This is a genomic window from Caballeronia sp. Sq4a, assembly GCF_023170545.1.
GTDB lineage: Bacteria > Pseudomonadota > Gammaproteobacteria > Burkholderiales > Burkholderiaceae > Caballeronia.
In genome coordinates this window covers 924,378-948,399 of the sequence record NZ_CP084251.1, presented here as the reverse complement: position 1 = coordinate 948,399, position 24,022 = coordinate 924,378, and the positions used below count along the sequence as shown (strand labels likewise).

At 66.1% G+C, this 24,022-nt stretch carries 17 protein-coding genes; 11 read left to right on the top strand and 6 right to left on the bottom strand.

What is annotated here, in order from left to right:
* Positions 1 to 203: 203 nt before the first annotated feature.
* The 5 genes from LDZ24_RS18315 (at position 204) to LDZ24_RS28150 (ending at position 10,036) form a co-directional block, all read left to right on the top strand.
* Positions 204 to 1,805, top strand: a complete 1,602-nt coding sequence (locus LDZ24_RS18315) for a protease pro-enzyme activation domain-containing protein (protein WP_248322629.1) — start codon at positions 204 to 206, stop codon at positions 1,803 to 1,805.
* 48 nt (positions 1,806 to 1,853) lie between these two features.
* The gene (locus LDZ24_RS18310; RefSeq protein ID WP_248322628.1) at positions 1,854 to 3,623 is read left to right on the top strand and encodes a S10 family peptidase; all 1,770 of its coding nucleotides are present in this window, start codon (positions 1,854 to 1,856) and stop codon (positions 3,621 to 3,623) included.
* Between the two features lie 127 nt (positions 3,624 to 3,750).
* Entirely contained in the window at positions 3,751 to 7,152 is a 3,402-nt protein-coding gene (locus LDZ24_RS18305; RefSeq protein WP_248322627.1) for an ATP-binding protein, read from the top strand.
* A 187-nt stretch (positions 7,153 to 7,339) separates the two neighbouring features.
* Entirely contained in the window at positions 7,340 to 7,801 is a 462-nt protein-coding gene (locus tag LDZ24_RS18300) for a hypothetical protein (protein WP_248322626.1), read from the top strand.
* A gap of 1,437 nt (positions 7,802 to 9,238) precedes the next feature.
* Positions 9,239 to 10,036: a L,D-transpeptidase gene (locus LDZ24_RS28150; RefSeq protein ID WP_371747429.1), complete on the top strand. Its 798-nt coding sequence runs from the start codon at positions 9,239 to 9,241 to the stop codon at positions 10,034 to 10,036.
* A gap of 12 nt (positions 10,037 to 10,048) precedes the next feature.
* On the opposite strand, the gene LDZ24_RS18290 is transcribed toward LDZ24_RS28150, so the two are convergent.
* On the bottom strand, positions 10,049 to 10,930 hold the full coding sequence (locus LDZ24_RS18290) for a DMT family transporter (RefSeq protein ID WP_248322625.1): 882 nt from the start codon (positions 10,928 to 10,930) through the stop codon (positions 10,049 to 10,051).
* 201 nt (positions 10,931 to 11,131) lie between these two features.
* Here LDZ24_RS18290 and phnS point away from each other — a divergent pair, with 201 nt between their 5' ends.
* From phnS to LDZ24_RS18265, 5 genes are all read left to right on the top strand, one after another.
* Positions 11,132 to 12,220, top strand: a complete 1,089-nt coding sequence (phnS, locus tag LDZ24_RS18285; RefSeq protein WP_248322624.1) for a 2-aminoethylphosphonate ABC transporter substrate-binding protein — start codon at positions 11,132 to 11,134, stop codon at positions 12,218 to 12,220.
* Entirely contained in the window at positions 12,217 to 13,293 is a 1,077-nt protein-coding gene (gene phnT / locus LDZ24_RS18280; protein WP_248322623.1) for a 2-aminoethylphosphonate ABC transport system ATP-binding subunit PhnT, read from the top strand. The genes phnS and phnT overlap by 4 nt, the downstream gene beginning before the upstream one ends.
* A complete protein-coding gene (gene phnU, locus LDZ24_RS18275; RefSeq protein ID WP_248322622.1) occupies positions 13,271 to 14,182 on the top strand; it encodes a 2-aminoethylphosphonate ABC transporter permease subunit in 912 nt (303 codons plus the stop codon). Before phnT ends, phnU begins: the two co-directional genes overlap by 23 nt.
* 43 nt (positions 14,183 to 14,225) lie before the next feature.
* The gene (gene phnV / locus LDZ24_RS18270; RefSeq protein WP_248323339.1) at positions 14,226 to 15,005 is read left to right on the top strand and encodes a 2-aminoethylphosphonate ABC transport system, membrane component PhnV; all 780 of its coding nucleotides are present in this window, start codon (positions 14,226 to 14,228) and stop codon (positions 15,003 to 15,005) included.
* A 223-nt stretch (positions 15,006 to 15,228) separates the two neighbouring features.
* Positions 15,229 to 17,682: a glycogen/starch/alpha-glucan phosphorylase gene (locus LDZ24_RS18265; RefSeq protein WP_248322621.1), complete on the top strand. Its 2,454-nt coding sequence runs from the start codon at positions 15,229 to 15,231 to the stop codon at positions 17,680 to 17,682.
* Between the two features lie 43 nt (positions 17,683 to 17,725).
* Here the strand turns inward: LDZ24_RS18265 and LDZ24_RS18260 are convergent, their stop codons facing one another.
* Positions 17,726 to 18,118, bottom strand: coding sequence for a DUF6232 family protein (locus tag LDZ24_RS18260; RefSeq protein ID WP_248322620.1), 393 nt, complete (start codon positions 18,116 to 18,118; stop codon positions 17,726 to 17,728).
* A gap of 423 nt (positions 18,119 to 18,541) precedes the next feature.
* On the opposite strand from LDZ24_RS18260, the gene LDZ24_RS18255 reads away from it, so the two are divergent.
* The gene (locus LDZ24_RS18255) at positions 18,542 to 19,006 is read left to right on the top strand and encodes a YMGG-like glycine zipper-containing protein (RefSeq protein ID WP_248323338.1); all 465 of its coding nucleotides are present in this window, start codon (positions 18,542 to 18,544) and stop codon (positions 19,004 to 19,006) included.
* Positions 19,007 to 19,059: 53 nt separating this feature from the next.
* On the opposite strand, the gene LDZ24_RS18250 is transcribed toward LDZ24_RS18255, so the two are convergent.
* From LDZ24_RS18250 to LDZ24_RS18235, 4 genes are read right to left on the bottom strand one after another with little or no spacing between them, the layout of a single operon-like run.
* Positions 19,060 to 19,656 carry a membrane integrity-associated transporter subunit PqiC gene (locus LDZ24_RS18250; RefSeq protein ID WP_248322619.1) on the bottom strand — a complete coding sequence of 199 codons (597 nt, stop codon included), beginning with the start codon at positions 19,654 to 19,656 and terminating at the stop codon, positions 19,060 to 19,062.
* Complete coding sequence (locus tag LDZ24_RS18245; RefSeq protein ID WP_248322618.1) at positions 19,656 to 21,257, bottom strand: intermembrane transport protein PqiB; 1,602 nt, start codon at positions 21,255 to 21,257, stop codon at positions 19,656 to 19,658. Before LDZ24_RS18245 ends, LDZ24_RS18250 begins: the two co-directional genes overlap by 1 nt.
* The gene (locus LDZ24_RS18240; RefSeq protein WP_248322617.1) at positions 21,254 to 22,549 is read right to left on the bottom strand and encodes a paraquat-inducible protein A; all 1,296 of its coding nucleotides are present in this window, start codon (positions 22,547 to 22,549) and stop codon (positions 21,254 to 21,256) included. The genes LDZ24_RS18245 and LDZ24_RS18240 overlap by 4 nt, the downstream gene beginning before the upstream one ends.
* Entirely contained in the window at positions 22,546 to 24,021 is a 1,476-nt protein-coding gene (locus tag LDZ24_RS18235) for an efflux transporter outer membrane subunit (RefSeq protein ID WP_248322616.1), read from the bottom strand. Before LDZ24_RS18235 ends, LDZ24_RS18240 begins: the two co-directional genes overlap by 4 nt.
* Position 24,022 lies beyond the last annotated feature (1 nt).

The window sequence follows — 24,022 nt, the reverse complement described above, 5'->3', positions numbered from 1 at the left end:
GCCGGAACTGCATTCTTCATTCAACGGTCCGACCCATTGCATCGATTGCATTCGCGTCAGGAAAATAAGACGATAAGCGGCGTGCTTCGCGCGAAAGAATAAGCGGTCGAAAAAGCGATGAGCGAAGCGCGCGCGCCGGATGCGCGACAAGCGGCAGGATCGAGAACCTTTGACCTTCAAAGCCTACGAGGAGCATCGATACCATGGCGAAGCAACCGGTTAGCGGCAGCGAGAAAACCCATCCCGAGGGCGCGAAGTGCATCGGCGCGTGCGACCTCGGCGAGCAGATCGAAGTCATCGTCATGCTGCGGCGCAAGGACGAAGCGGGCTTTCGCCAGATGATGGCGCGCATCGACGCGGGCGATGCCCCCGCGCAGTCCGTCACGCGAGACGAATTCGACAAGCGCTTCGGCGCATCCGAGCACGACGTCGAGAAAATCAAGAAGTTCGCGGCAGAGAACGGCCTGACCGTCGTGCGGGCCGAGCCGAGCACGCGCAGCGTCGTGCTCAAAGGCAGCATCGAGCAGTTCCAGAAGGCGTTCGACGTGAAGCTCGAACGCTTCCAGCATCACAACATCGGCGAGTATCGCGGGCGCAGCGGCCCGGTGAACGTGCCGGACGATATCCACGACGCCGTTACCGCCGTGCTCGGCCTCGACAGCCGGCCGCAGGCGCGCCCGCATTTCCGCTTCCGTCCGCCGTTCAAGCCGGCGCGCGGCGTCACGCCGGCATCGTTTTCGCCCGTCGATCTCGCCGCTCTCTACGATTTCCCCGAAGGCGACGGCGCGGGCCAGTGCATCGCGATCATCGAACTCGGCGGCGGCTATCGCGAGACGGATCTTTCGGCGTACTTCTCGAAGCTCGGCGTGAAGTCGCCGAAAGTCGTGTCGGTGAGCGTGGACAACGCGAAGAACGCGCCGACCGGCAATCCGAACGGGCCGGACGGCGAAGTGACGCTCGATATCGAAATCGCGGGAGCCATCGCGCCCGGCGCGCGCATCGCGGTGTACTTCGCGCCGAACAGCGACGCCGGTTTCGTCGATGCCGTCAACCGCGCGATCCACGACAACACCAACAAGCCGTCCGTCGTGTCGATTAGCTGGGGCGGGCCCGAGTCGAACTGGACTTCGCAGTCCATCAACGCGTTCAACGACGTGCTGCAAAGCGCCGCCGCGCTCGGCGTGACAGTGTGCGCGGCAGCGGGCGACAGCGGCTCGTCGGACGGCGTGGGCGACGGCTCCAATCACGTCGATTTCCCGGCCTCCAGCCCGTATGTGCTCGGCTGCGGCGGCACGAGCCTCGCGGCGTCGGCGCAGTCCATCACGCATGAAGTGGTATGGAACGACGGCGATCAGGGCGGCTCGGGCGGCGGCGGCGTCAGCGCGGTTTTCGCGCTGCCCGCGTGGCAGAAGGGCTTGAGCGTCGCGCACACGGGCGGCAAGCACACGCCGCTCTCGAAGCGCGGCGTGCCCGACGTGGCCGGGGATGCATCGCCGCAAACCGGCTACGAAGTCGTGATCGACGGCGAGGAAACCGTCGTCGGCGGCACGAGCGCCGTCGCGCCGCTGTGGGCCGCGCTGATCGCGCGGATCAACGCGATCAACGGCGCGCCGAGCGGCTTCGTCAACCCGAAGCTGTACAAGGCGAAGACCGCGTTTCGCGATATCACGCAGGGCAACAACGGCAGCTTTGCGGCATCGGCGGGATGGGATGCATGCACGGGTTTGGGCAGCCCGGACGGCGGAAAGATCGCGGCCGCGCTCACGCCCGCGAGCGGTCAGGCACGGCAGTCGAGCAAGAGTTGAGGGACAACAGTGAACAACAACCACGACGACGATTCTGGAGCGACCACGATGAACTCCGATCCACTGACAACGAAGACGATTCACGGCCACACCGGCACGGGCGTCGCGCCCGATGCGGGCGCCATCGCGCCCCGGCCGGACGAGGCGAGCGAGCCCGCGGCCCAGGAGCACGCGGCGAAGGCGCCCGCCAAAGCGCTCGCCAAGAGCGCGGGCAAGAAGGACCAGCCTTATTTCGATCCGGTCGCCTACGGCAACGGCCCCGACGATTCGGTGGAAGCCACCGAAGCCGACGAGAACGCGGCGATCACGCATCACACCGCGACCATCGGCGGCGAGAAGATCGCGTACACCGCGACCGTCGGCCATCTGGTGACCGTGGACCCGAGCAGCTCGAAGCCGGACGCGAAGATGTTCTACGTCGCGTTCACGAAAGACGGCGCGAAGGAGGAAGAGCGCCCGCTCACGTTCTTCTACAACGGCGGGCCGGGCTCGTCGTCGGTGTTCGTGCTGCTCGGCTCGTTCGGGCCGCGCCGCATCAAGACGGCCATGCCGAGCTTCACGCCGCCCGCGCCGTACGAGATGGAGGACAACCCGGACAGCCTGCTCGACAAGAGCGACCTGATCTTCATCAACCCGGTCGGCACCGGCTATTCTGCGGCGATCGCGCCGAACAAGAACCGCGATTTCTGGGGCGTCGATCAGGACGCCGATTCGATCAAGCAGTTCATCAAGCGTTATCTGACGAAGAACAACCGCTGGAATTCGCCGAAGTTTCTGTTCGGCGAATCGTACGGCACGGCGCGCAGTTGCGTGCTCGCGTACCGGCTGCACGAAGACGGCGTCGATCTGAACGGCATCACGCTGCAATCGTCGATTCTCGACTATCGGCAGGCGGGCAATCCGGTGGGCGCGCTGCCGACCGCCGCCGCCGATGCGTGGTATCACAAGAAGCTCGGCGTGCATCCGACACCGACGAACCTGCTCAACTTCATGGAGGAAGTGGCCGAATTCGCGCGCACGGATTATCTGAACGCGCTGCGCAAGTTCCCGCAGACGGACGACGAAGTGGTCGAAAAGCTCGCGGAATACACGGGCATCGACAAGGTGACGCTGCTCGCGTGGAGTCTCGATATCGCCGCTTACGACAGTCGCGGCAACTCGCTGTTCCTGACGACGCTGCTCAAGTCGAAAGGCGAGTCGCTCGGCTCTTACGATGGCCGCGTGACGGCGGTATCCACAGGCATCGCGGGGAAGATCGATCCGAACAGCGGCGGCAACGACCCGACGATGACGGCGGTGAGCGGCGTGTACACGGCGATGTGGAACAGTTACCTGAACGAACAGTTGAAGTTCACGTCCACGTCTTCGTTCACGGACCTCAACGATCAGGCGTTCATCAACTGGGACTTCAAGCACACCGATCCGACCGGCGAGGAAAAGGGCGTCGATGCGAAGGGCAACGTCGTGCTGTACACGGCGGGCGATCTCGCAGCGGTGATGGCGCTGAACGTGGATTTGAAGGTGCTGGCCGCGAACGGCATGTACGACTTCGTGACGCCGTTCTACCAGACCATCCTCGATCTTCAGCAGATGCCGCTCATCGACAAGACCGTGCGGCAGAACCTCTCGGCGACGTTCTATCCGTCGGGACACATGGTCTATCTGGACGGCGGTTCGCGCACGCAGTTGAAGGCGGATCTCGCGAAGATGTACAGCGAAGCGACGTCGAACCACGCAGCGATGAGCCGGATCATCGCGCTGCAGAGGGTCACGGCGGACAAGGCGGGCAAGGCGCTTTCGCCGGAGAACGCGCAGTAAGGCGGCGCGTGCCGTTTCGGGTATCGCAACGGCACGCGCGAACGTGTCAAAGGCTCGTTAGCTGTCCGATTGGCGCGTCCTGCGCTTTCTGACACACTAGCTGCACCGCTCGGATTGGGGGTGCAGCGTGTCTCATTCTTCGAGGCAGCAACGCGCGTTGCGCTTTCTGCTCGCTGTCGCATGGCTCTTCGCGGCGCTGACGGCGGGCGCTTCCCATGCGGCCGCGCGGCTCGTGATCGGCGCGGTGCGGGGCATGGTTCCTCCGCTCGATGTCGCCGCGGGCACGGACGCGGACGCGAACGCCGCGCCGCGCGGCGTCTCCGTCGAGTTCGCGCAGGCAGTGGCCGAATCGCTCGGCATGACGCCGCAATGGCGGCGCTATCCCGATCGCGCCGCGCTCATCGACGCGCTCTCGCGCGGCGAAATCGACATGGCCACCGGCGCGACCGGCGACGATGCCGGCGGCCCGCTGTTGCTTTCGCGGCCGTATCTGCCGATCAAGACGGTGATCGTCGAGCCGCTCGCGAAGCACGCGGCCACGCATCGCATGGCGTACGTGGAGACGCAGACATCGCCCGCGCGGCTTGCGGCCGCGTATCCGTCGATGACGCCCGCCGCTTACCCCGACACCGTTTCGGCATTGCTCGCGGTGTCGCTCGGCCAAGCCGATGCGTTCGCCGGCGACGTGACCGCCGCCGCGTACTGCATCGGACACCTCGATTTGCCCGGTCTCGCGGTCACGGGCTTCGCGCCCTTCGACGAGGGCGGCTACAGCTTCGCGTTCGCGGCGAGCCGGCCGGACGCGCGGGCGCTGGCGCAGCGCGTCGATGCCGCGCTGGCGCGCCTGCCGCCGCGCTTCATGATCGTGGCCCGCGCTCGCTGGGAAGTGGCGATGACCGCGGTATCGGCGCAGGGCACGCTTGTGCTTACGCCCGAACAGAAGGCGTGGATCGCGGCGCATCCGGTCGTCTATTACTCCATGCTGTCGCACGCGCCGCCGCTCATGTTCCGCGACGCGCGCGGTCAGCCCGCCGGTCTCGCGCCGGACCTGCTCGCGGCGGTCTCGCGCATGACGGGGCTGCGCTTCGAGGGACGCCTGCGCCGCGACATCACGCGGATCGAGCATGACGTGAAGACCGGCGAATCCGCATTTCTGCCGATCAGCGTGCCGCGCGATCCCGACGATGCGGACTTCGTCGCGTCCGTGCCGTTCGGCGAAGGGCTCGTCGCCATCGTCACGCGCGCGGGCGCGCCGGCGCTCGCCGATGCCGCCGCGCTCGCCGGCAAGCGCGTCGCGCTGCCCGCAGGCTTTCCCGTGCCGCCGACGCTGACCGACAAGGCGCCGACGGCGCGCATCGTCGAAGTCGCTCCGATAGAAGGCCAGCTCGCCGCTGTCGCGAACGGCCGCGCCGACGCAACGCTGCTCGACATGAAGCTCGCCAATTACGCGATCGGCAATCCGTATCGCGGCAGGCTCGCGATCAGCGGCGTGCTGTCGTCGAAACCGTCGCCGCACGTGTTTCTCGTCGCGCGCAATCAGCCGATGTTGCTCGACATTCTGGATCGCGCGATCACGGCGTTGCCGCCTCACGAACTCGAAGCGATTCGTGCTCGCTGGCAGCTTACTGAGCATCCCGAAAGGTTGTGGGAGCAAAGGCGTCCGCGCGTGGAACTGGGCGCGGCGCTCGGCGGGGCACTTCTGCTCGTGCTCGCCGGATGGGCGGTGTCGCTGCGCGCGCAGATCGTGCGACGCATTGCCGCCGAGAACGCGATGCGCGCCGCGAAGGAGGAAGCGGAGACCGCGAACCGCGCGAAGTCCACCTTTCTCGCGACGATGAGCCACGAAATCCGCACGCCGATGAACGCCGTGCTCGGCCTGCTCGAACTCGAGCTGCGCGCGCCCGGCAACCGCGAGGCAACCGAGCGGTCGCTGCACACGGCGCATCACGCGGCGCGCGATCTCCTCGGCATGATCGACGATCTGCTCGATGTCGCGAAGATCGAAGCCGAGCGGCTGGTGCTGGCGCCGTCGCCGGTCGAGCTGTTTGGGTGGATCGCGAGCGTCGCGGCCATCTACGAGCCGGCGGCGCGGGCGAAGGGCATCGCGCTCGTCGTCGAGCGGCACGGCGAGCGCGACGCCCCGGCGTGGATCGTGGCCGACGCGCAGCGGCTGCGGCAGATCGTCGGCAATCTGCTGTCCAACGCGATCAAGTTCACCGATGCCGGCGCGGTCACGCTGTCCTGCGATGTCGCGCCGCCGCGCGACGGCAAGCGCGCGGTCACGCTGGTCGTGTCGGATACGGGCGTCGGCATTGCGCCGGAGCGGCAGGCGTCGCTTTTCACGCCGTTCGTGCAGGCCCACGACGGCGGCGCGCGGAGCTTCGGCGGCACGGGGCTCGGACTCACCATCTGCAAGCGGCTCGTGTCGATGATGGGCGGCAGCATCGCGTTTGCCAGCACGCCGGGACAGGGAACCCGCTTCACGGTGCGCGCCGCGTTTCCCGAAGCACAGGAGACGGCGCAACCACAGGCTTCCGAAATCCGCGATGCGGCGCCCGAGGTCGCGCGCGCGCTCAGGGGCTTGCGCGTGCTCGTCGTGGACGATCATCCGGCAAACCGCATGGTGCTCGACGGACAGATCCGGCTGCTCGGCGGCTCGACCGAACTCGCGGTGGACGGCCGCAGCGCGTTCGCGCGCTGGCGCGACCATCCGGGCGCGTTCGACGTGATTCTCACCGACTGCTCGATGCCCGAGATGAGCGGCGAGGAACTGGCCGAAGCGATCCGCGCCGACGAGGCGACGCACGCGTTCGGCGCACGCGCGACGCCGATTGTCGGACTGACGGCGAATGCGCAGCCCGAGGCGGCGCGGCGGGCGGTGGCGGCGGGCATGACGATGTGCCTCGTGAAGCCGATCGGGCTGGATGCGCTGCGCGATGCGCTGGCGGCTGCGACGGCCGGGAAGCATGCGACGGCGGTCGCGGGAAGCACGGACGAGCGGGAAGGTGGATTTGGGCAGGCGGGACCTATTGCTGGAAGCGAGCAAGGTGGAGTCGGGCCGACCGCGGCCGCGATGCAAACGGCGGCAGCCTTCCAGACCCCGCAAGCCACGACAACGCAGTCGACGCCCTCGCAACAGACCCGCAATGCCACACAAAACACCGACGCCACGCCGCCTTTCGACTCCGCCACGCTCGCCACTTTCGGCGATCAGGCCGCGACGCTCCTCGAAACGCTCCGATCGGCCAACGCGCAGGATCTCGAAGAGGCTCATGCGGCGAGGAACGCGTGCGATCACGAACGCCTGCGCGAGATCGCGCATCGGATGAAGGGCGCGGCGGCCGTCATCGGCGCGGCGCCGTTCAAAGAGACGTGCGTCGCCCTTCAGCGCGACTGCGATCGCGCGATCGACGAAGATCGCAATGGCGAGGACGATGCGAACATTGACGCATCGTTCGCCGCCTTCGAGCATGCCGCCCTGACACTCGATGCCGCGCTCGACGCCGCCGTCGCGCGGCCTTCGGTGTGACGACGCGCTCGCGCGTCGTCTCTCGATCGTCCTTCCGCGATCGTGTGTTCTAATTGAACCTCCGTTCATCTCGAATTAGCGGCCATGCGCTGGCCGCGCGATCAGCTTGCGCCAACGAGGCATGAATCGAAGGGATACATACGCAACCCGTCGTCGTTCGCTGGGCGTCGTCCGGGCGGCGGCCTTCGTGCTTCTTGCGCTCATCGCGACGGCGGCGACGCTTCGCACCGATGCGGCGCGCGCGCAGCAGCCGGACTGGCTCGACCCGCACGTCACGCAGGCCACCATCGTCGATACCATCTGCGTGCCCGGTTACGTCGATCGCGTCCTGCCGTCCTTCGAGACGCAGATGCGCCAGAAGGAGCGGCTCTTGAAGCAGCGCAGCATCGATGCTTCGTTCGCGTCGGAATATGCGCTGGATCACCGGATGCCGGTGCTGCTTGGCGGCTCCCCGAATTCGCCCGCCAACCTGGATGTGCGCCGCTGGGAAGGGCGCAGTGGGCAGCGTCGCAAGGAGCGGCTCGCGGTTTTTCTCAAGCGTTGCGTCTGCACCGGCGATATGACGCTCAAGGCCGCGCAGTCGGCTATGGCGGGGGACTGGGCGAATCTCTTTCCGAATCTTTCTAGTATGTCTTGTCAGGGGTTTTGATGAGGTAGGGGGAAGGTGGAACTCTGAACGCCGAACGCAAACGCAGAACGAAGAATGCAATCCGCAAAACGCAAAACGCAAAACGCAAAGCGCCGACGCCTAATGCCTAATGCCGAACGCGAACGCGAACGCGAACGCGAACGCGAACGCGAACGCGAACGCGAACGCCGAACACCGAACGCCGAACAACAATCGCCAAACGCAATGCGCAGAGCGGCAAACGCCGAATGCCGAATGCCGAACGCCAGACGCCAACGCCAGACGCCAGACGCCAGACGCCAGACGCCAGACGCCACACGCCACACGCCACACGCCACACGCCACACGCCACACGCCACACGCCACACGCAGAACGCAGAACGCAGAACGCAGAACGAAACGCAGAACGCAGAACGCAGAACGCAGAACGCAGAACCCAGAACCCAGAACCCAGAACCCAGAACCCAGAACGCAAAACGCAAAACGCAAAACGCAAAACGCAAAACGCAAAACGCAAAACGCAAAACGCAAAACGCAAAACGCAAAACGCAAAACGCAAAACGCAAAACGCAAAACGCAAAACGCAAAACGCAAAACGCAAACGCAATTCCCGCGCGTGCGGGCGCGCGGCGCGGGGTAACTAACCGCGAGCGCGACACTCACCGCCAGCTGCTAGCCGAGAACCGAGAACCGAGAACCGAGAACCGAGAACCGAGAACCGAGAACCGAGAACCGAGAACCGAGAACCGAGAACCGAGAACCGAGAACCGCGCACACTGCCACACTCGCACTCCGCAATCGCGCATTCCTTCAATCGCGCCACTACCGCCGGAACAGACCTTGCTCTTGCCATGTCGGCGAATTCAACATCACAGCCAAGCCGGTGTCCTACCAAATACCGGCTTTTTCGTCGATGCGCACATTCGTTGCAGAGGACGGTCCAGCGAACCGTCCGTAGTCGAAGCTCAAGCGGACCATTCAATGCAGGACGAAGGAAACAACGAGACGCCGATGGGCGCACGAATCACCGGGGTCGCGGCGTTGGTCGCATTGTTAGCCTGCATGCCGCAAGCTCGCACAGAACCGGCGTCCTCAGCGACGATCGTGCAAGGGCGTGCCTCGCCTGCGCCGGTGCCGCCCGCGCCGCCTCTTTTGCGCAGCGCCAGCGCGCCACGGGCGGCGAGCGCGCCGCCCCGCGCGTTGCCCGGGATGCCGGTGCCAGTGACACCGCAAGAAGCATCCGCGGCGTCAGCCGCAAGCGCAGCATCGGCAGCAAGCGGAGCATCGGCGGCAAGCGCGACATCAGCAGCAAGCGGTGCATCAGCAGCAAGCGGTGCATCTGCGGCAAGCGGAGCATCGGCGGCAAGCGGAGCATCATCAGCCGAAGCAGCATCCGCCGCCGAGGCCGCATCCGAAGCCGCCGCGCCCGAGGTCCCGCTACCGCCCGAGGCGCCCGAGTTGAACGTCGCGCAGCGCTCCGGCCTGCCGCCGGCGGGCGCCTACGCGATGCGTCAGACGTTCGCGAAAGAAGTCGATCGCCGCCTGAACGTGCCGCTCGCCGCACAACAGGCCTATGCCCGCCTGCTGCAGAACGCGCTCGACGAACACGGCCACGGCGATCTCGCGAACGAGTTCGTCGTGCTCGTCGATCGCAGCGAGAACGTGCAGGCGCTCTTCGTCTACTTTCGCGCGAAGCCGGGCGATGCCTGGTCGATGATCGGCGCATCGCCCGTATCGACCGGCCGGCCCGGCACATACGACCACTTCCTGTCGCCGCTCGGCGTCTTCCAGCACGTGCCGGGCAACATGGACTTTCGCGCGGAGGGCACGGAAAACGAATTCAAAATTCGCGGCTACGGAGCGCGCGACATGCGCATCTACGACTTCGGCTGGGCCGATGGCGAACGCGGCTGGGGCAAAGGCGGCGTCTCGCCGATGCGCTTCCAGATGCACGCCACCGATCCCGAAAAGCTCGAGCCGCTACTTGGCATGCGGCATTCAAAAGGCTGCGTGCGCATCCCGTCGACGCTCAACACGTTCTTCGATCACCACGGCATTCTCGATGCGCAGTACGAAGCGCGCGCGGCCGAAGGCGAATCCATGTGGGTGTTGAAGCCCACGCGGCAGACGACGCCGTGGGCGGGGCATTACCTCGTCGTCGTCGATAGCGGCGCGAAGGCGCGGCCCGCGTGGTCGCCGGGACCGGGCAAGGCGGCGCGGGCGCGCACACCCGTGGGCGCGAATTCCGTCGACTGAACGCGGCGAACGCTATTTGGACCGCGCGAGCACCACGCCCGCCAACGCCACGGCGAAGCCCGCCAATTGCAGCGCGCCGAGCGTCTCGCCGAACGCGAGATAGCTCATCAGCGCGGCGAGCGGCGGCGCGAGAAAGAGCAGGGCCGTCGCGCGCGACGCATCGCCACGCCGGACCATCCACACGAGCAGCGTCGTCGCGACGCCCGAGAGCATGAGCACGCCCCACGCGATGCAGGCCCACGTCGTCATCGTCGGAATGAAGCGGTGTTCGCCGAGCGAGAGCGCGAGCACCGCCGCGACGATGGCCGCGCCCGCGTTTTGCAGCGCGCTCGCGCTGCGGATGTCGGCGCTCGCGAGCGATGTCTTCTGATACAGCGTGCCTGCGGTGATCGCGAAAACAGAGACCACCGCGACCGTCACGACGAGCCATTGCGGCGCAGCGTTCGTGGTATGGACCGCCGGCGCGCCGCTTTGCGCGAGCTTCGGCGCGAGAACGAGCGCGACGCCTGCGAGACCCACGAGCAGCCCGCTCCACGATCGCGCCGAAAGCCGCTCGCCGAACACACGCGCCGCGATGGCCGCCGTCAGAAGCGGCTGAAGCGCGCCCAGCAACGCCATCACGCCGACGCCCAGACCTTGCGCCACCGCCCAGTAGCCCGCGCCGAGATACACGCCTTGCAGCAGCGCACCCGCGAAGAGATGCCGCGCGGCATCGCGGGCATTCGGCCATGGCACGCGGGCAACGAGCGCCAGCACGACGAACAGCAGCGTCGTGCCGCTAAAGCGCGCGAGCAGATACAGATTCGGGTCGACGTAAGGCGTGATCGCCCGCGCGACGATAAAGCCCGTCGACCATAGAAACACGAATACGGGCGCGATGAGCAAGGAGAGCATGAGCGAGTGTGGCAGACCAAAAAGGCAGACCAAAAAGGCAGACCAAAAAGGCAGCAGTATCGACGCATTCGCGCGTGCCGTCTTGTTCAATCGTGCACTGCCCAAGGCGCACATGACAGCGCCGCCCAGTCACGCCGATGTCACAGAGCTCTGCAATGCTTCGGCTCTACCGTCCTTTGTCATCCAGCCACGAGACACTACATGACCCGCGATTCATCCTTCGCGCGCCGGCTGCTGCCCGGCGCGTGCGCATCGATTGCACTGGCTGCACTGGCTCCTTTCGCGGCGACGCCGGCGCTGGCCGCCGACGCAGTGGTTTTGTACACCGCCGACGGTCTCGAAAATCTCTATAAGGACGTGCTGCCCGCCTTCGAAAAGAAAGAAGGCGTAAAGGTGAATATCGTGACGGCGGGAAGCGGCGAAGTGGTGAATCGCGCGACCGTCGAGAAGGACTCGCCGAAGGCCGATGTTCTCGTCACGCTGCCGCCGTTCATCCAGCAGGCCGCGCAAAGCGGGCTTCTGCAGAACTATCAGAGCGTGAACTACAAGAACGTGCCGGCCATCGCGAAGGCGCCGGACGGCGCATGGGCCACGTTCGTGAACAACTACTTCTCGTTCGCGATCAATCCGGAAGTCACGAAGACCGCGCCGAAGACGTTCGCGGACCTTCTGCATCCGAACTACGCGGGCAAGGTGGCGTATTCGAACCCGGCCACTGCCGGCGACGGCATGGCGGTCATCATCCTCACGTCCGCGCTGATGGGCGAGGACAAGGCGTTCGACTACCTGAAGTCGCTCGAACAAAGCGCCAAGTTCCATACGAAGGGCACGGGCTATCTCGACGTCCTGCTTTCGCGTAATGAAATCGCGTTCGCGAACGGCGACCTGCAAATGGATCTCGACGATGCCGCGAACGGCGGTTTGTCGATCAAGCCGCTCTTTCTCTCGCATGCCGCGGGCGAAGCGCCGACCACGTTCCAGCTTCCGTACGCCATCGGTCTCATCAAGGGCGGGCCGAATCAGGCGGAAGGCAAGAAGCTGATCGACTATCTGATGTCGGCCGACGTGCAGGCGAAGGTGCCGGACATCTACGGCATCCCGGCGCGCACCGACGTGCCGCTCGCGGGCAAGAACGGCGACGCGGTCAAGCAGGCCATTTCCGGTGTCAAGCTGATTCCGGTGGACTGGAACCAAGTGATGCAGAAGAAGGCCGGCTGGACCGACCGATGGAAGAACGAAGTCATCGGCAATTCGGGCAAGCAGACCGAAGTCGTGAAGCCGAAGTCGTGAGCACGCTTGCACTGTCGCCGGCCGCGCGCGAGGAACGCTCGCTCGCCGCGACATCCGGCGTGTGCATCGAGCGCCTGACCGTGCGCTTCGGCTCGCGAACGGTGCTCGACGACCTCACGCTCAACATCGAGCGCGGCGAGTTCCTGACCGTGCTCGGCCGAAGCGGATGCGGCAAGACCACGCTTCTGCGCTTCATCGCGGGATTCGTCAACGCGGACGCGCTTGCGGGCACGCTCAGCATCGCCGGGCGCGATTTGACGCACGTGGCCGCGCATCGTCGCAATCTCGGCCTGCTGTTTCAAAACTACGCGCTCTTCCCGCATCTGTCCGTGTTCGATAACGTCGCCTTCGGGTTGCGCGCGCGCAAGCTCAAAGCGGCGGAAATCGCGCGCCGCGTCGCCGATGCACTCAAGCTCGTGCAACTCGCCGACGCGGGTCACGTGATGCCCGCGCAGCTTTCCGGCGGCATGCAGCAGCGCGTGGCGCTGGCGCGCGCGCTCGTGATCGAGCCTGACGTGCTCTTGCTCGACGAACCGCTTTCCGCGCTCGACGCGAATCTGCGCGCGTCCGTGCGCAGCGAACTGAAGGCGCTGCACGAGCGTCTGCCGAACCTGACTATCGTCTGCGTGACGCACGATCAGGACGACGCCCTCGTGCTGTCCGATCGCACGCTTCTGATGCGCGATGGCCGCATCGCGCAACTCGGCTCGCCGCGCGAGCTGTACGACGCGCCCAACGACGGCTTCGTCGCGCGCTATCTCGGCGCGGCGAATCTGCTGCCGCCGCGCGTGGTGTACCCGGTCGGCGATGCGCGTCACGACGAGCGCGAGCGTCTTGCATGCATCCGTCCCGAGCGCTTCGCGATTGCGCCGCTCGGCGAAGGCCCGCTGCACGGCACGATTGCATCGGTGGACTGGTACGGCGCGGCGCTGTCCATTGCCGTCGCGCTCGATGCGCTGCCCGGCGAGCCCGTGCTCGTCACGATGCAGCGTGGTCACCCGCGCATGCCCGAAAAGGGCTCGCGCGTTTCTCTTCGATTCGAGGCTGACGATGTCGTCCTTGTTCGTCCCTGACAGCGTCGCGCAAACGGCAGCGAACGCGAGCGACTTCGCCGCGCATCGGGCGGCGGCGCAGCGTCGCGAGAAGCGCGCGCAGTGGCAGTTGCTTTTCATCCTTGTGTTCGTGCTCGGGCCGCTCGTCGTGTATCCGCTCGCGCGCCTCGTGTGGCTGAGTGCAACGGGTCCGCACGGCCTCACCTTCGATGCTTACACCGCCTTCTTCGGCAACCCGGAGACGCGCGGCGTGATCGGCACGACGTTCGGCGTGCTCTTCGCGAGCGCGTCGATTGCCTCGCTGCTGGGCGTCGCGCTGGCTTCGATGCTCTTCTTCCGGCCTTTTCCGGGCGCGAAGCTGCTCACACGTTTTCTGGAACTGTTCGTCGCGTTCCCGTCGTTTCTGGTCGCGTTCACGCTGATTTTTCTGTACGGATCGCAGGGCGCGGTGAGCATCGGATTGCAGCGCATGTTCTCGCTGGAAGCGCCGCCGCTCGATTTCCTGTTCGGCATCGGCGGCGTGATTCTGGCGGAAGTCGTGTTCTATGCGCCGTTCGTCGTGCGTCCGACGCTCGCTTCTTACGCAACGCTCGACATGCGTCTCGTCGAAGCGGCGAAAAGCCTCGGCGCCGATGGCTGGATGGTCGCTACGAAAGTGGTGCTGCCGATCGCGTGGCCGGGCATCGCGGCGGGGACCATCCTGTGCTTCCTGCTGACGTTGAACGAATTCGGCATTTTGCTCGTGCTCGGCAGCGCGCATCTGATTACCTTGCCCATTGCGATTTACAGCGCCGCTACGGTCGATCTCGATCTTCGCGCGGCGGCGGCGGGCTCGGTCGTCATGCTCTTGATGTCGCTGTCGCTCTACGCGCTGTACCGTCGCGTCGATGCGCGCACGAAGGGGCGCTGACATGCGGCTTTCGGCGTTCAGCAAACCGGTCTCGCTGTTGCGCATGACGGCGATGTGTCTCGTCGCGCTCGTGTGCTTCTGGCTGTTCGTGTTGCCGGTGATCGTGGTCGCGCTGTCGAGCGTGGCGTCGCACTGGTCGGGCACGATTCTTCCTGACGGCTTCAGCGCGCGCTGGTTCGCGCGGCTCGGCTCCAGCGAATTCGACGCGCTCACGACGAGCCTGACGACCGGCTTCGCTGTCGCCGTGCTCGGCACCGCACTCGGCTTGTGGCTCGCGCTGGCGCTCGAAGGGCGCGACCGTCGCGGGCTCGGCGCGCTCGGCGCGCTCGTTGATGCCGTGGCGATGGCGGGCAGCGGCGTGCCGAGCGTCGTGCTGGGGCTCGCGGTGCTGATCGCGTATCACAAGCGGCCGGTCGATTTGTCCGGGTCGGCGGCCATCGTCATTCTGGTGCAGCTCGCGCTCGTGCTGCCGTTCTGCTACCGCTGCGCCGCCGCCGCGCTGCGCCCGGAACTGACCACGTTGCGCGAAGCCGCCGCGAGTCTCGGCGCGCCGCCGCGCATGGTGTTCTCGCGCGTGGTGCTGCCGCAACTGCTGCCGGCCGTGCGCGCGAGTCTGGCGCTCGGCTTCGCGCTGTCGCTCGGCGAACTCGGCGCGACGCTCACCGTGTATCCGCCGGGCTTCGCGACCGTCCCTATCGTCGTGGTCGGGCAGGTCAATCGCGGCTACTATCTGCCCGCGTCGGCGCTTTCTTTCATTCTGCTGGCCGTTTCGCTGGCTGCGCTCTTCGTGATCGCGGGCCGCGCGCCGCGTCGTGAAAGCTAGATAGTTCGACATCCGAAATAAAATTTACCGGGTTTTCTCGCCACACAGGCAGGAACCTTCGCGCGGCTCGTCATACCAAAAAAAATAAAACTGGCGTAACCTGCCTTTTTCGGGCGGCCGCGTCCGCGCGCCTGTGCGCGAAATCAGTCGGTCATGCGAAATCCGGCCGAACTCGCGGCGCCCGTCGCTGTCGTTGCATAAGTTGAAAACACCGGAGGTTTCGATGACATCCGTCGACCTGGAATTCGACCAGCTCAATAGCACCGTCGAGGCGCTGCGGCGCTCCATCTCGAACCGCCTGATGTACGGCGTAGGCAAGGACGCGGCGACCGCGCAGCCGCGCGACTGGCTGCATGCGGCGGAACTCGCCGTGCGCGACCGGCTCGTCGCCCGCTGGATGCGCACGACGCGCCAGCAATACGAGCAGGACGTGAAGCGCGTCTATTACCTGTCGATGGAATTTCTCATCGGCCGCACCTTCACCAACGCGCTGCTCGCGCTCGGCATTCACGACGAAGTGCGCGACGCGCTCGCGAGTCTCGGCGTCGATTTGGCCACGCTGGAGGATCTCGAACCCGACGCCGCGCTCGGCAACGGCGGTTTGGGGCGGCTCGCGGCCTGCTTTCTGGATTCGATGGCGACGGTCGGCGTGCCGGGCTTCGGCTACGGCATCCGCTACGAATACGGCATGTTCCGGCAGACGATCGTGGACGGCAATCAGGTCGAAATGCCCGATTACTGGCTGCGCGCGGGCAATCCGTGGGAATTTCCGCGGCCGGAAGTGGTGTACACCGTGCATTTCGGCGGGCGGACGGTGCAGCACGACGACCGCATCGACTGGATCGACACCGAGCACGTCAACGCGATGGCCTACGACACGGTCATTCCCGGCTTCGCGACGACGGCGACGAACACGCTGCGCCTGTGGTCCGCGCGCGCGACCGATGAGTTCGATCTCTCCGCGTTCAATCAGGGCGACTACCGCCGCGCGGTCGAGGCGAAGAACACGTCCGAGCACGTGTCGCGTCTTCTCTATCCCGACGATTCCACGCAGGCCGGCCGCGAATTGCGCCTGCGCCAGGAATACTTCTTCGTGTCCGCGACGATGCAGGATTTGATTCGCCGCTATCAACGCACGCACACGCATTTTGGCCGGCTCGCGGAAAAGGTCGCCGTGCATCTGAACGACACGCATCCGGTGCTGGCCATTCCCGAACTGATGCGCCTGCTCGTCGATACGCATCGCGTGCCGTGGGACAAGGCGTGGAAGCTGGTGCAGCAAATGTTCTCGTACACGAATCACACGTTGATGCCCGAAGCGCTCGAAACGTGGGACGTCGAGATGCTCGCGCGCCTGTTGCCGCGGCATCTGGAGATCATCTTCGAGATCAACGCGCAGTTCCTGAAACAGGTCACGGAGAAGTTCGGGCGCGATGTCGAACTGATCCGCCGCATCTCGCTCGTCGACGAATTCGGCCAGCGCCGCGTGCGCATGGCGCATCTCGCCATCGTCGCGAGCCAGAAGGTGAACGGCGTCTCGAAGCTGCATTCGCAACTGATGGTGCAGAACATCTTCTCCGACTTCGCGCGCATGTATCCGGACCGCTTCACGAACGTGACGAACGGCATCACGCCGCGACGCTGGCTCGCGCAGGCGAGTCCGTCGCTGTCGTCGCTGATCGACAAGCGCATTGGGCCACGCTGGCGCACGGACCTCTTCGAACTCGGACGCCTGCGCGAATGGCGCGACGATCCCGAGTTTCGCAAGGCATTTCACGACGCGAAGTTCGCCAACAAGCTGCGTCTCGTGGAACGCGCGCGGCGCGAAGCCAACGCGATCATCAATCCCGAGGCGCTGTTCGACTTGCAGGTGAAGCGCATCCACGAATACAAGCGGCAGTTGCTGAACATTCTGTACGTGATCGTGCGCTACAACCGCATTCGCGAGAATCCGGAGCGTGACTGGACGCCACGCGTGGTGATGTTCGCGGGCAAGGCGGCGTCGGCCTACAAGATGGCGAAGAACATCATCAAGCTCATCAACGAGGTCGCGCGCAAGGTGAACGCGGACCCGCTCGTCGGCGACCGGCTGAAGGTGGGCTTCATTCCGAACTATGGCGTGAGCGTCGCGGAGCTCATCATTCCGGCCGCGGATCTTTCACAGCAGATCTCGATGGCGGGCACCGAAGCGTCGGGCACCGGCAACATGAAGCTCGCGCTCAATGGCGCGCTGACCATCGGCACGCTGGACGGCGCGAACATCGAAATATGCGAAGCGGTCGGGCGCGAGAACATCTTCATCTTCGGCAATACGACCGACGAGATCGAATCGCTGCGCGCGGCGGGGTATCGGCCGCGGCTCATCTATGAAGAGAATCCGGAGCTGAAGCTCGCGCTCGACCAGATCCGTCTCGGGCATTTTTCGCCGGACGAGCCGCATCGCTTCTATGACATCTTCCACACGCTCGTGGACTGGGGCGATCACTACATGGTGCTCGCCGACTTCGAGAGCTTCGACAAGACGCAAAGCGAGGTCGATCTCAAGTTCCGCGACAAGGACGCGTGGACGAGAAGCGCCATCGAAAACGTCGCGGGAATGGGCATTTTTTCATCGGACCGCACGATCGCCGAGTACGCGCGCGAGATCTGGCACGTGGAGCCGTTGAGCTTCGACTGACCGACGGTAAGAAGCTGGCCGCGAGCGTGCGGCCAGCCGAAAGTCACGCCTGCGGCCGCGCCGCGTGCTTCGCCACGGCCTCGCCCACGAGCGCCGCTACGCGGTCCGCGAATGCCTGATCTTTGGTGATCAGCAATTCGCGCTCGCCATCGGGCGTCGAGATCATCAGCTGATAGATCACGTCCTGCGTGATCCAAGACAGATAGCCGACCACGACGATCATCGCGCCGAGCACGAGCGCCGCGCCCGAGCCGGTTGCCACGCCGGCGCCGAGCACCGCCAGGCCGATCAGCGCGATGATGATCGGCAGCGGCTTCTTGCGCTCGACCTTCACGACCCGCGCCGCGCGCAATTCGCGCAGCGGAATCATCTGTCCGGAAGCGGAGAGGCCGGCGCGCGAGAGCGTCACGCCGCGTTCGTTGAAGGGTGTATCCATAAGCGGTTCGATTCTGTGTTGACGGCGAAGAAACCGGGCAGATTACCAGACGCCGGAGTTGAGCGAAGAAGTCGCGAACGAGGGGAATTGTAAGTGGCCGCCGCGCTCCGGCTGTCGAAATCTGTCAGCCGGCGAGCTTCTTTGCGAAAGTATCTTTAGGAGCGTTTCGCCGGCTTATTCATTTCGGATACCGAAGTATAGGAAACATGTTGTTGGCACTTCGTTCATGCCGCATCCGTTCAGTGGTGATGCGCAAACATCGCTGGACTGAGCGGTGCAAAGCGCCTTTAATGTTCGTGTATCCGCGCGACGAGCGGGTATGTGTGCGCGTTCGCGCATGGCATTGTCGAGCGCGTGTATGACTGCATCGCGTGCGCCGTGCTCGAACGTGGTCGACGAGGACAAGGAGTGACCATGAATGCAATGAGAGGGCGCGCGGTCAGTGCCGTCGTGATCGCCGCGCTGGCGCAGAACGTCGCGGCGCAAAGCAAGCCGATCGCTTACCCGTCCAAAGGGCAGAGTCCGCAGCAACAGCAGAGCGACGACGGCGCGTGCTATAGCTGGGCCAAGAGCAATACCGGCATCGATCCCGCGACGGCGTCTACCGCGCCGCCGCCGCCTTCCGGCCCCGCAGTGGGCGGCGGCGAGCGCGTGGGCGGCGCGGCGCGTGGTGCCGCGGGCGGCGCGGTAATCGGCGCCATTGCGGGCGATGCAGGCAAGGGCGCGGCCATCGGCGCGGCAGCCGGCACCATGGCGGGCGGCGCGAGAGCCCGGCAGAACCGGCGCGCGCAGCAGGCGAACGCGCAGGCGCAAAGCCAGGGCGCGATGGATACCTACTACCGCGCGTGGGCCGCCTGCATGCAGGGGCGCGGCTATTCGATCCAGTAGCGCCGGGACGGTTCGACGCATCCACTCGCGGCCGGGTTCGCGGGCATCGCGTCTCACGGCCCGGCGCTGCGGCCGATTCCCGCCGCGATGTCGCGGCTCACGCTCGCGAGCGCGCGGCTATGCGCGGCGACGAGCGCATCGAAGTCGGTTCCGGTCACCGGTTCGCGCACGACCGAGCGGCCGCTTAGCGCCGTATCGCCGCCGACGCTGCGCACGGTCCAGTGCGCATCGATCACGACCGTATCGCCGGGAACGGATTCGAACTGCTGGATATCGACGCGCACGCGCCACGCCTGCGAGTCCGCCACCGCGCGCGACGCCACCGCCACGCGGTCCGAGCCGAGCAACAGCGTGAGATCCCCGGCGATGGCATCGGCGATGCTGCTTTTGAGCGGCGCGCCCCAGCGCGCGTATTCGTTGAGCGTGACCTGATTGGCCGAATCGCGCGTGACGATCTGCGGACGATCGACCAGTTCCGGCACCGTCACGGGGCCGACGATCAGCGGCCGGCCCGGTTCGAAACGGGTCGTCGCGGTAAGCGACGGCTCCGCGCTCAGCCGGTAGAAGTTCGCGCGCGGCGACGCGCAGCCCGCGCAGATCGCGGCGGAAAAGGCTACGGACAAAACGACGGACACGAGAGCGGCGCGCATCACTTCTTGTCCTCCGGCTTGCCGCGCAGGAGCGCTTCAGGATGCTCCTGCAGATAGTCCGCGAGACTGCGGAACGAGGCCGCCGTGCGCGTCAGTTCGCGGACCGCTTCGGCCGTGTCCTGCTGCAAGCCGGAATCCGGCATGAGCGTGGAATGCGCGGCATCGAGCGCGGCGCGGGCGGCGGCGAGCGTCGTCGCGGCTTGCGGGACGATCTGCGTGTTCAGGTTGCTCATCAGCTGGCTCGTGTTGTCGAGCGTCTGCTTCGCGCTCGCCGTGAGTTCCTCGATCGGCAGCTTGTCGATGCGCGTCATGATGCGGTTGACCGAATCCTGCAACGACGCGAGGCCGCTCGGCGTGGTGGGCAAAAGCGGCGGCGTGCGGTTCCAGTCGATGCTCGCCTTCTTCGCAGTCGGGAAGAAGTCGAGCGCCACGTATAGTTGTCCGGTGAGCAGACTGCCCGTTCGCAACTGCCCGCGTAAGCCGCGAGCCACCAGCAGTTCCGCGAGCGCGCGCGGGTCGCTCACCATCCGGCCGCCCTTCGCGCCACTGGCGAAACGGGAGGTGAATCGCTCCGGATAGAGCCTCACTTCGACGGGGATGCTGATCTGCCGCGTCGCCGGATCGAAGCTCGTATAGATGGCCGATACCTCGCCGATGGTGATGCCCCGGAAATCCACCGGCGCGCCGACGGCGAGCCCGCGCACCGAGCCGTGAAAGTCGAACGCGTAGGTCTCGACGATGCGCTCCTGCACGCGCAGCGCGTCGGCGCGTGTCGGAAAGAGCGAGAACGTCGTGTTCGCGGGCGCCTCGGCCCAGGCCAGCGATGCTGCGGGCGTCTCGAACGCGAGGCCGCCGATCACCATCGAAACCAGAGACTGCGTGTTGAGCTTGAGTCCGTCGGTGCTGAGCGTGAGGTCGATGCCGCTTGCCTGCCAGAAGCGCGAATCCGCGTTCACGTAGCGGTCGTACGGCGCGTTCACGAACACGTGAAGGGTGACGCCGCTGCCGTCCTGATCCAGTTCGAACGATGTCACCTGGCCCACTTGCAGACGACGGAAGTAGATCGGCGCGCCGACATCGATCGAGCCGAGATCGGCCGCTTTCAGGATGAACTGGCGCCCCGGAACGTCGTTCGAAAAGACGGGCGGCGTTTCGAGGCCCACGTAGTCGCGCCGCTCGCGCTTCGTGCGGCCGATGTCCATGCCGATATACGCGCCCGAAAGCAGCGTGCTGATGCCCGAGACCGAGCCGCCCGCCACGCGCGGCCGCACGACCCAGAAGCGCGTGTCGTCGACGAGCATATTGCTGGCATCGCGCGTCAGCTCCGCCGTGGCGACGACGCGCGAATAGTCCTTCGAAAGCGCCACCGACTTGACGAGCCCGATTTCCACGTCCTTGAACTTGATCTTCGTCTTGCCCGCTTCGAGCCCTTCGCCGGTTCGGAAGCTGATGGTGACGGTCGGCCCTTGTGCGAGCACGGCCTGCGCCGCGAGCCAGATGCCGATCGCCACCGCGATGGCCGGCACGATCCACACCCACGGAATGCGCCAGCGGCGTCTGGGCACCACCTCGGCGTCGGGCGTCTCGTCGGGCGTGCTCATCGTGCCTCCTTGCGCGGCGTCGCGGTGTCCCAGATGAGGCGCGGATCGAACGACATGGCGGCGAGCATGGTCAGCACGACGACCGCGCCGAACGCGATCGACGCGGGACCGGCCTCGATGGTCGCCACCGCGCTGAACTGCACGAGCGCGACGAGCACCGCGATCACGTAGATATCGAGCATCGACCAGCGGCCCACCAGTTCGACGATCCGGTAGATGCGGGCGCGCTGGGCGTTGCGCTGGGTCATGCGCAGGTTGGCGCTCGCGGCGAGATAGCCGATGGCGAGGATCTTGAGCATCGGCACCGCGATGCTCGCAATGAACACGATGATCGCGAGCGGCCACGATCCCGACTGCCACAGATAGGCGACGCCGCTCAGAATCGTGTCCTTCTGCGCGCCGAAGAGGGAGCTCGTGTTCATCACCGGCAGCGTGTTGGCGGGAATGTAGAGGACCGCCGCCGCGCTCAGATAAGCCCATGTGCGCGACAGGCTGGCGGGCTTGCGCAGATGCACGCGCGCGCCGCAGCGCGGACAGCACAAGTGAGCATGCCGGCGCGCGCCGCGCGTGCACAGGCCGCAGTCGTGGCAGATGAAGATGCCGTTGGCGGCGGCGGTCGCGCCCCGCAGCGGCGTGTCCGGCGGCATGCCGGGCGGCGCCCCTTCGATGCGCGCCCACATGGCCCGCTCGTCGAATGCCGACGATGCCGCGATGAGCAGCAGCATCAACGCCGCGAGCGACCACAGCGCCGGACCCGTCACCACCGACGCGATATGCGCGAGCTTCACGACCGCAACGAGCAGGCCGAGCATCAGCACTTCGGTCATGCCCCATTCGCGCGCGACGCGCAGCAGGCGAAACACGGCATACGCGCGCCACGGCCTGCGATTCAGGTGCAGCGGCAGCAGCAGCCAGACCATGCCGAGCGCCTGCAAGCCGGGCATGAGAACCGTCGTGAAGAACACGAGCCCGGCGAGCGGCCACATGCCGTCGCGATACAGCACGCGCGCCGCGCCCATGAGCGTGGTCTGCACGAGCGAGCCGCTGACGGAAAGACCCACGATCGGAAACGCGTTCGAGATGATCCACAGCACGCAGGCCGTGAGCGCATAGGCGAGCGCGCGGTCGAATCCCTTCCGACGACGCCGGTAGAGCACGGCGCCGCATCGGCAGCAGGTCAGCGCGCCGCCGGGCGGCACGGGGTTCTCCCGCTGAATGAGATCGCATTCGTGGCACGCGATCAGCGGACGGGTGCCGCGCGAGGCGGCCGGCGCGGATGGCAGCGTGCTCATTGCAGCGCCTGAGCTGTCCCGGCCGGAGCGTTCGTGCCCGCGCTCGCCTGTCCGGTCATCTTGTCCGCCTCGACGACCCAGCCGCCGCCCATCACCTTGTAGAGCGTGACGAAAGACGAGAGCGCGGCCGCCTGCGTCTGCGTCTGCGCGAGTTGCGCGTCGAAGAGACTGCGCTCGGCATCGAGCACTTCGATGTAGCTGGTATAGCCGCCCTCATAGCGTGCCCGCGCAAGTCGCGCGTAGGTAGCGAGCGCCGTGACCTGGCGGCCTTGCACTTCGAGCTGCGTGTGCAGTTTCTCGGAGGCGATGAGCGCGTCGTCGACTTCCTGAAAGGCGACCTGAATGGCTTTCTGATACGACAGCAGCGCGGCCCGCTGTTGCGCTTCGGCGGTCTGCACCTGACCGGAGATGTTGCCCGCCGTGAAGATGGGCTGCGTCACCGCGCCCGCGAACGACCACACGCGCGACGGCCCGGTGAAGAGCGACGAGAACTGGCCGCTCGCCGTGCCGAACAGGCCGGTGATCGAAATCTGCGGGAAATACAGCGCCCGCGCCGCGCCGATGAGCGCATTCGCTGCGATCAGGTTCTGCTCGGCCTGCAACAGGTCGGGCCGGCGTTCGAGCAGATCGGAAGGCAGCCCCGCCGGAATCACGGGCGTGGCGAGCGCGCCGAGTTCGCGGCCGCGCACGATCGGCCGCGGGTTGTCGCCGAGCAGGATGGAAAGCGCGTCTTCCTGCTGCGCGATTTGCGTTTCCAGTTGCGGGATCGTGGCGAGCGACGCTTCATATTCGGACTGGCTCTGCGCCAGTTCCATCTGCGAGACTTCGCCGCCCTGAAAGCGTAGCGTGAACACGTGCACGGATTCCGCGCGGCTTTCGGTGGTTGCCTTCGCGATGGCAAGCTGCTGATCGAGGCTGCGCAAGTTCAGATACGACGACGCGACCGACGCCACCAGCGACAGGATCGTCGCGCGGCGCGCTTCCTCGCTCGACAGCAGGTTCGCGCGCGCCGCTTCCGTCAGCCTGCGGATGCGGCCGAAGACGTCGATCTCCCACGCCGCCGACACCGAAAGCTCGAAGTCGTTGAAGACCGGTCCGACGCCCGGCAGCGTAGGCTGCGGACCGGCCTGCGAGATGCGCTGCCGTCCCGCCGTCGCGCCTGCCGAGATCTGCGGGAAGAGCGCCGAGCGCGTCGTGACGAACTGGCCCATGAACTGTTCGACGCGCGCCGCCGCTATCTTCACGTCCTTGTTGTTCGCGAGCGCGGTGGCAATGAGATCGTCGAGAACGGGGTCCTGAAACTGCTTCCACCATTCGGTGTTCGCGGTATCGGCGACTTCGGTGGCGGCGAAGCGAAACGTCGCGGGCGTCGGCACGGGCTCGCGCGAATAGTTCGGCCCGAGCAGGCAGCCGTTCAGCGACACGACGCCGACGAGACCCGCAAGCGAAAGAAAGAGCCGGGCGCGCCGCATG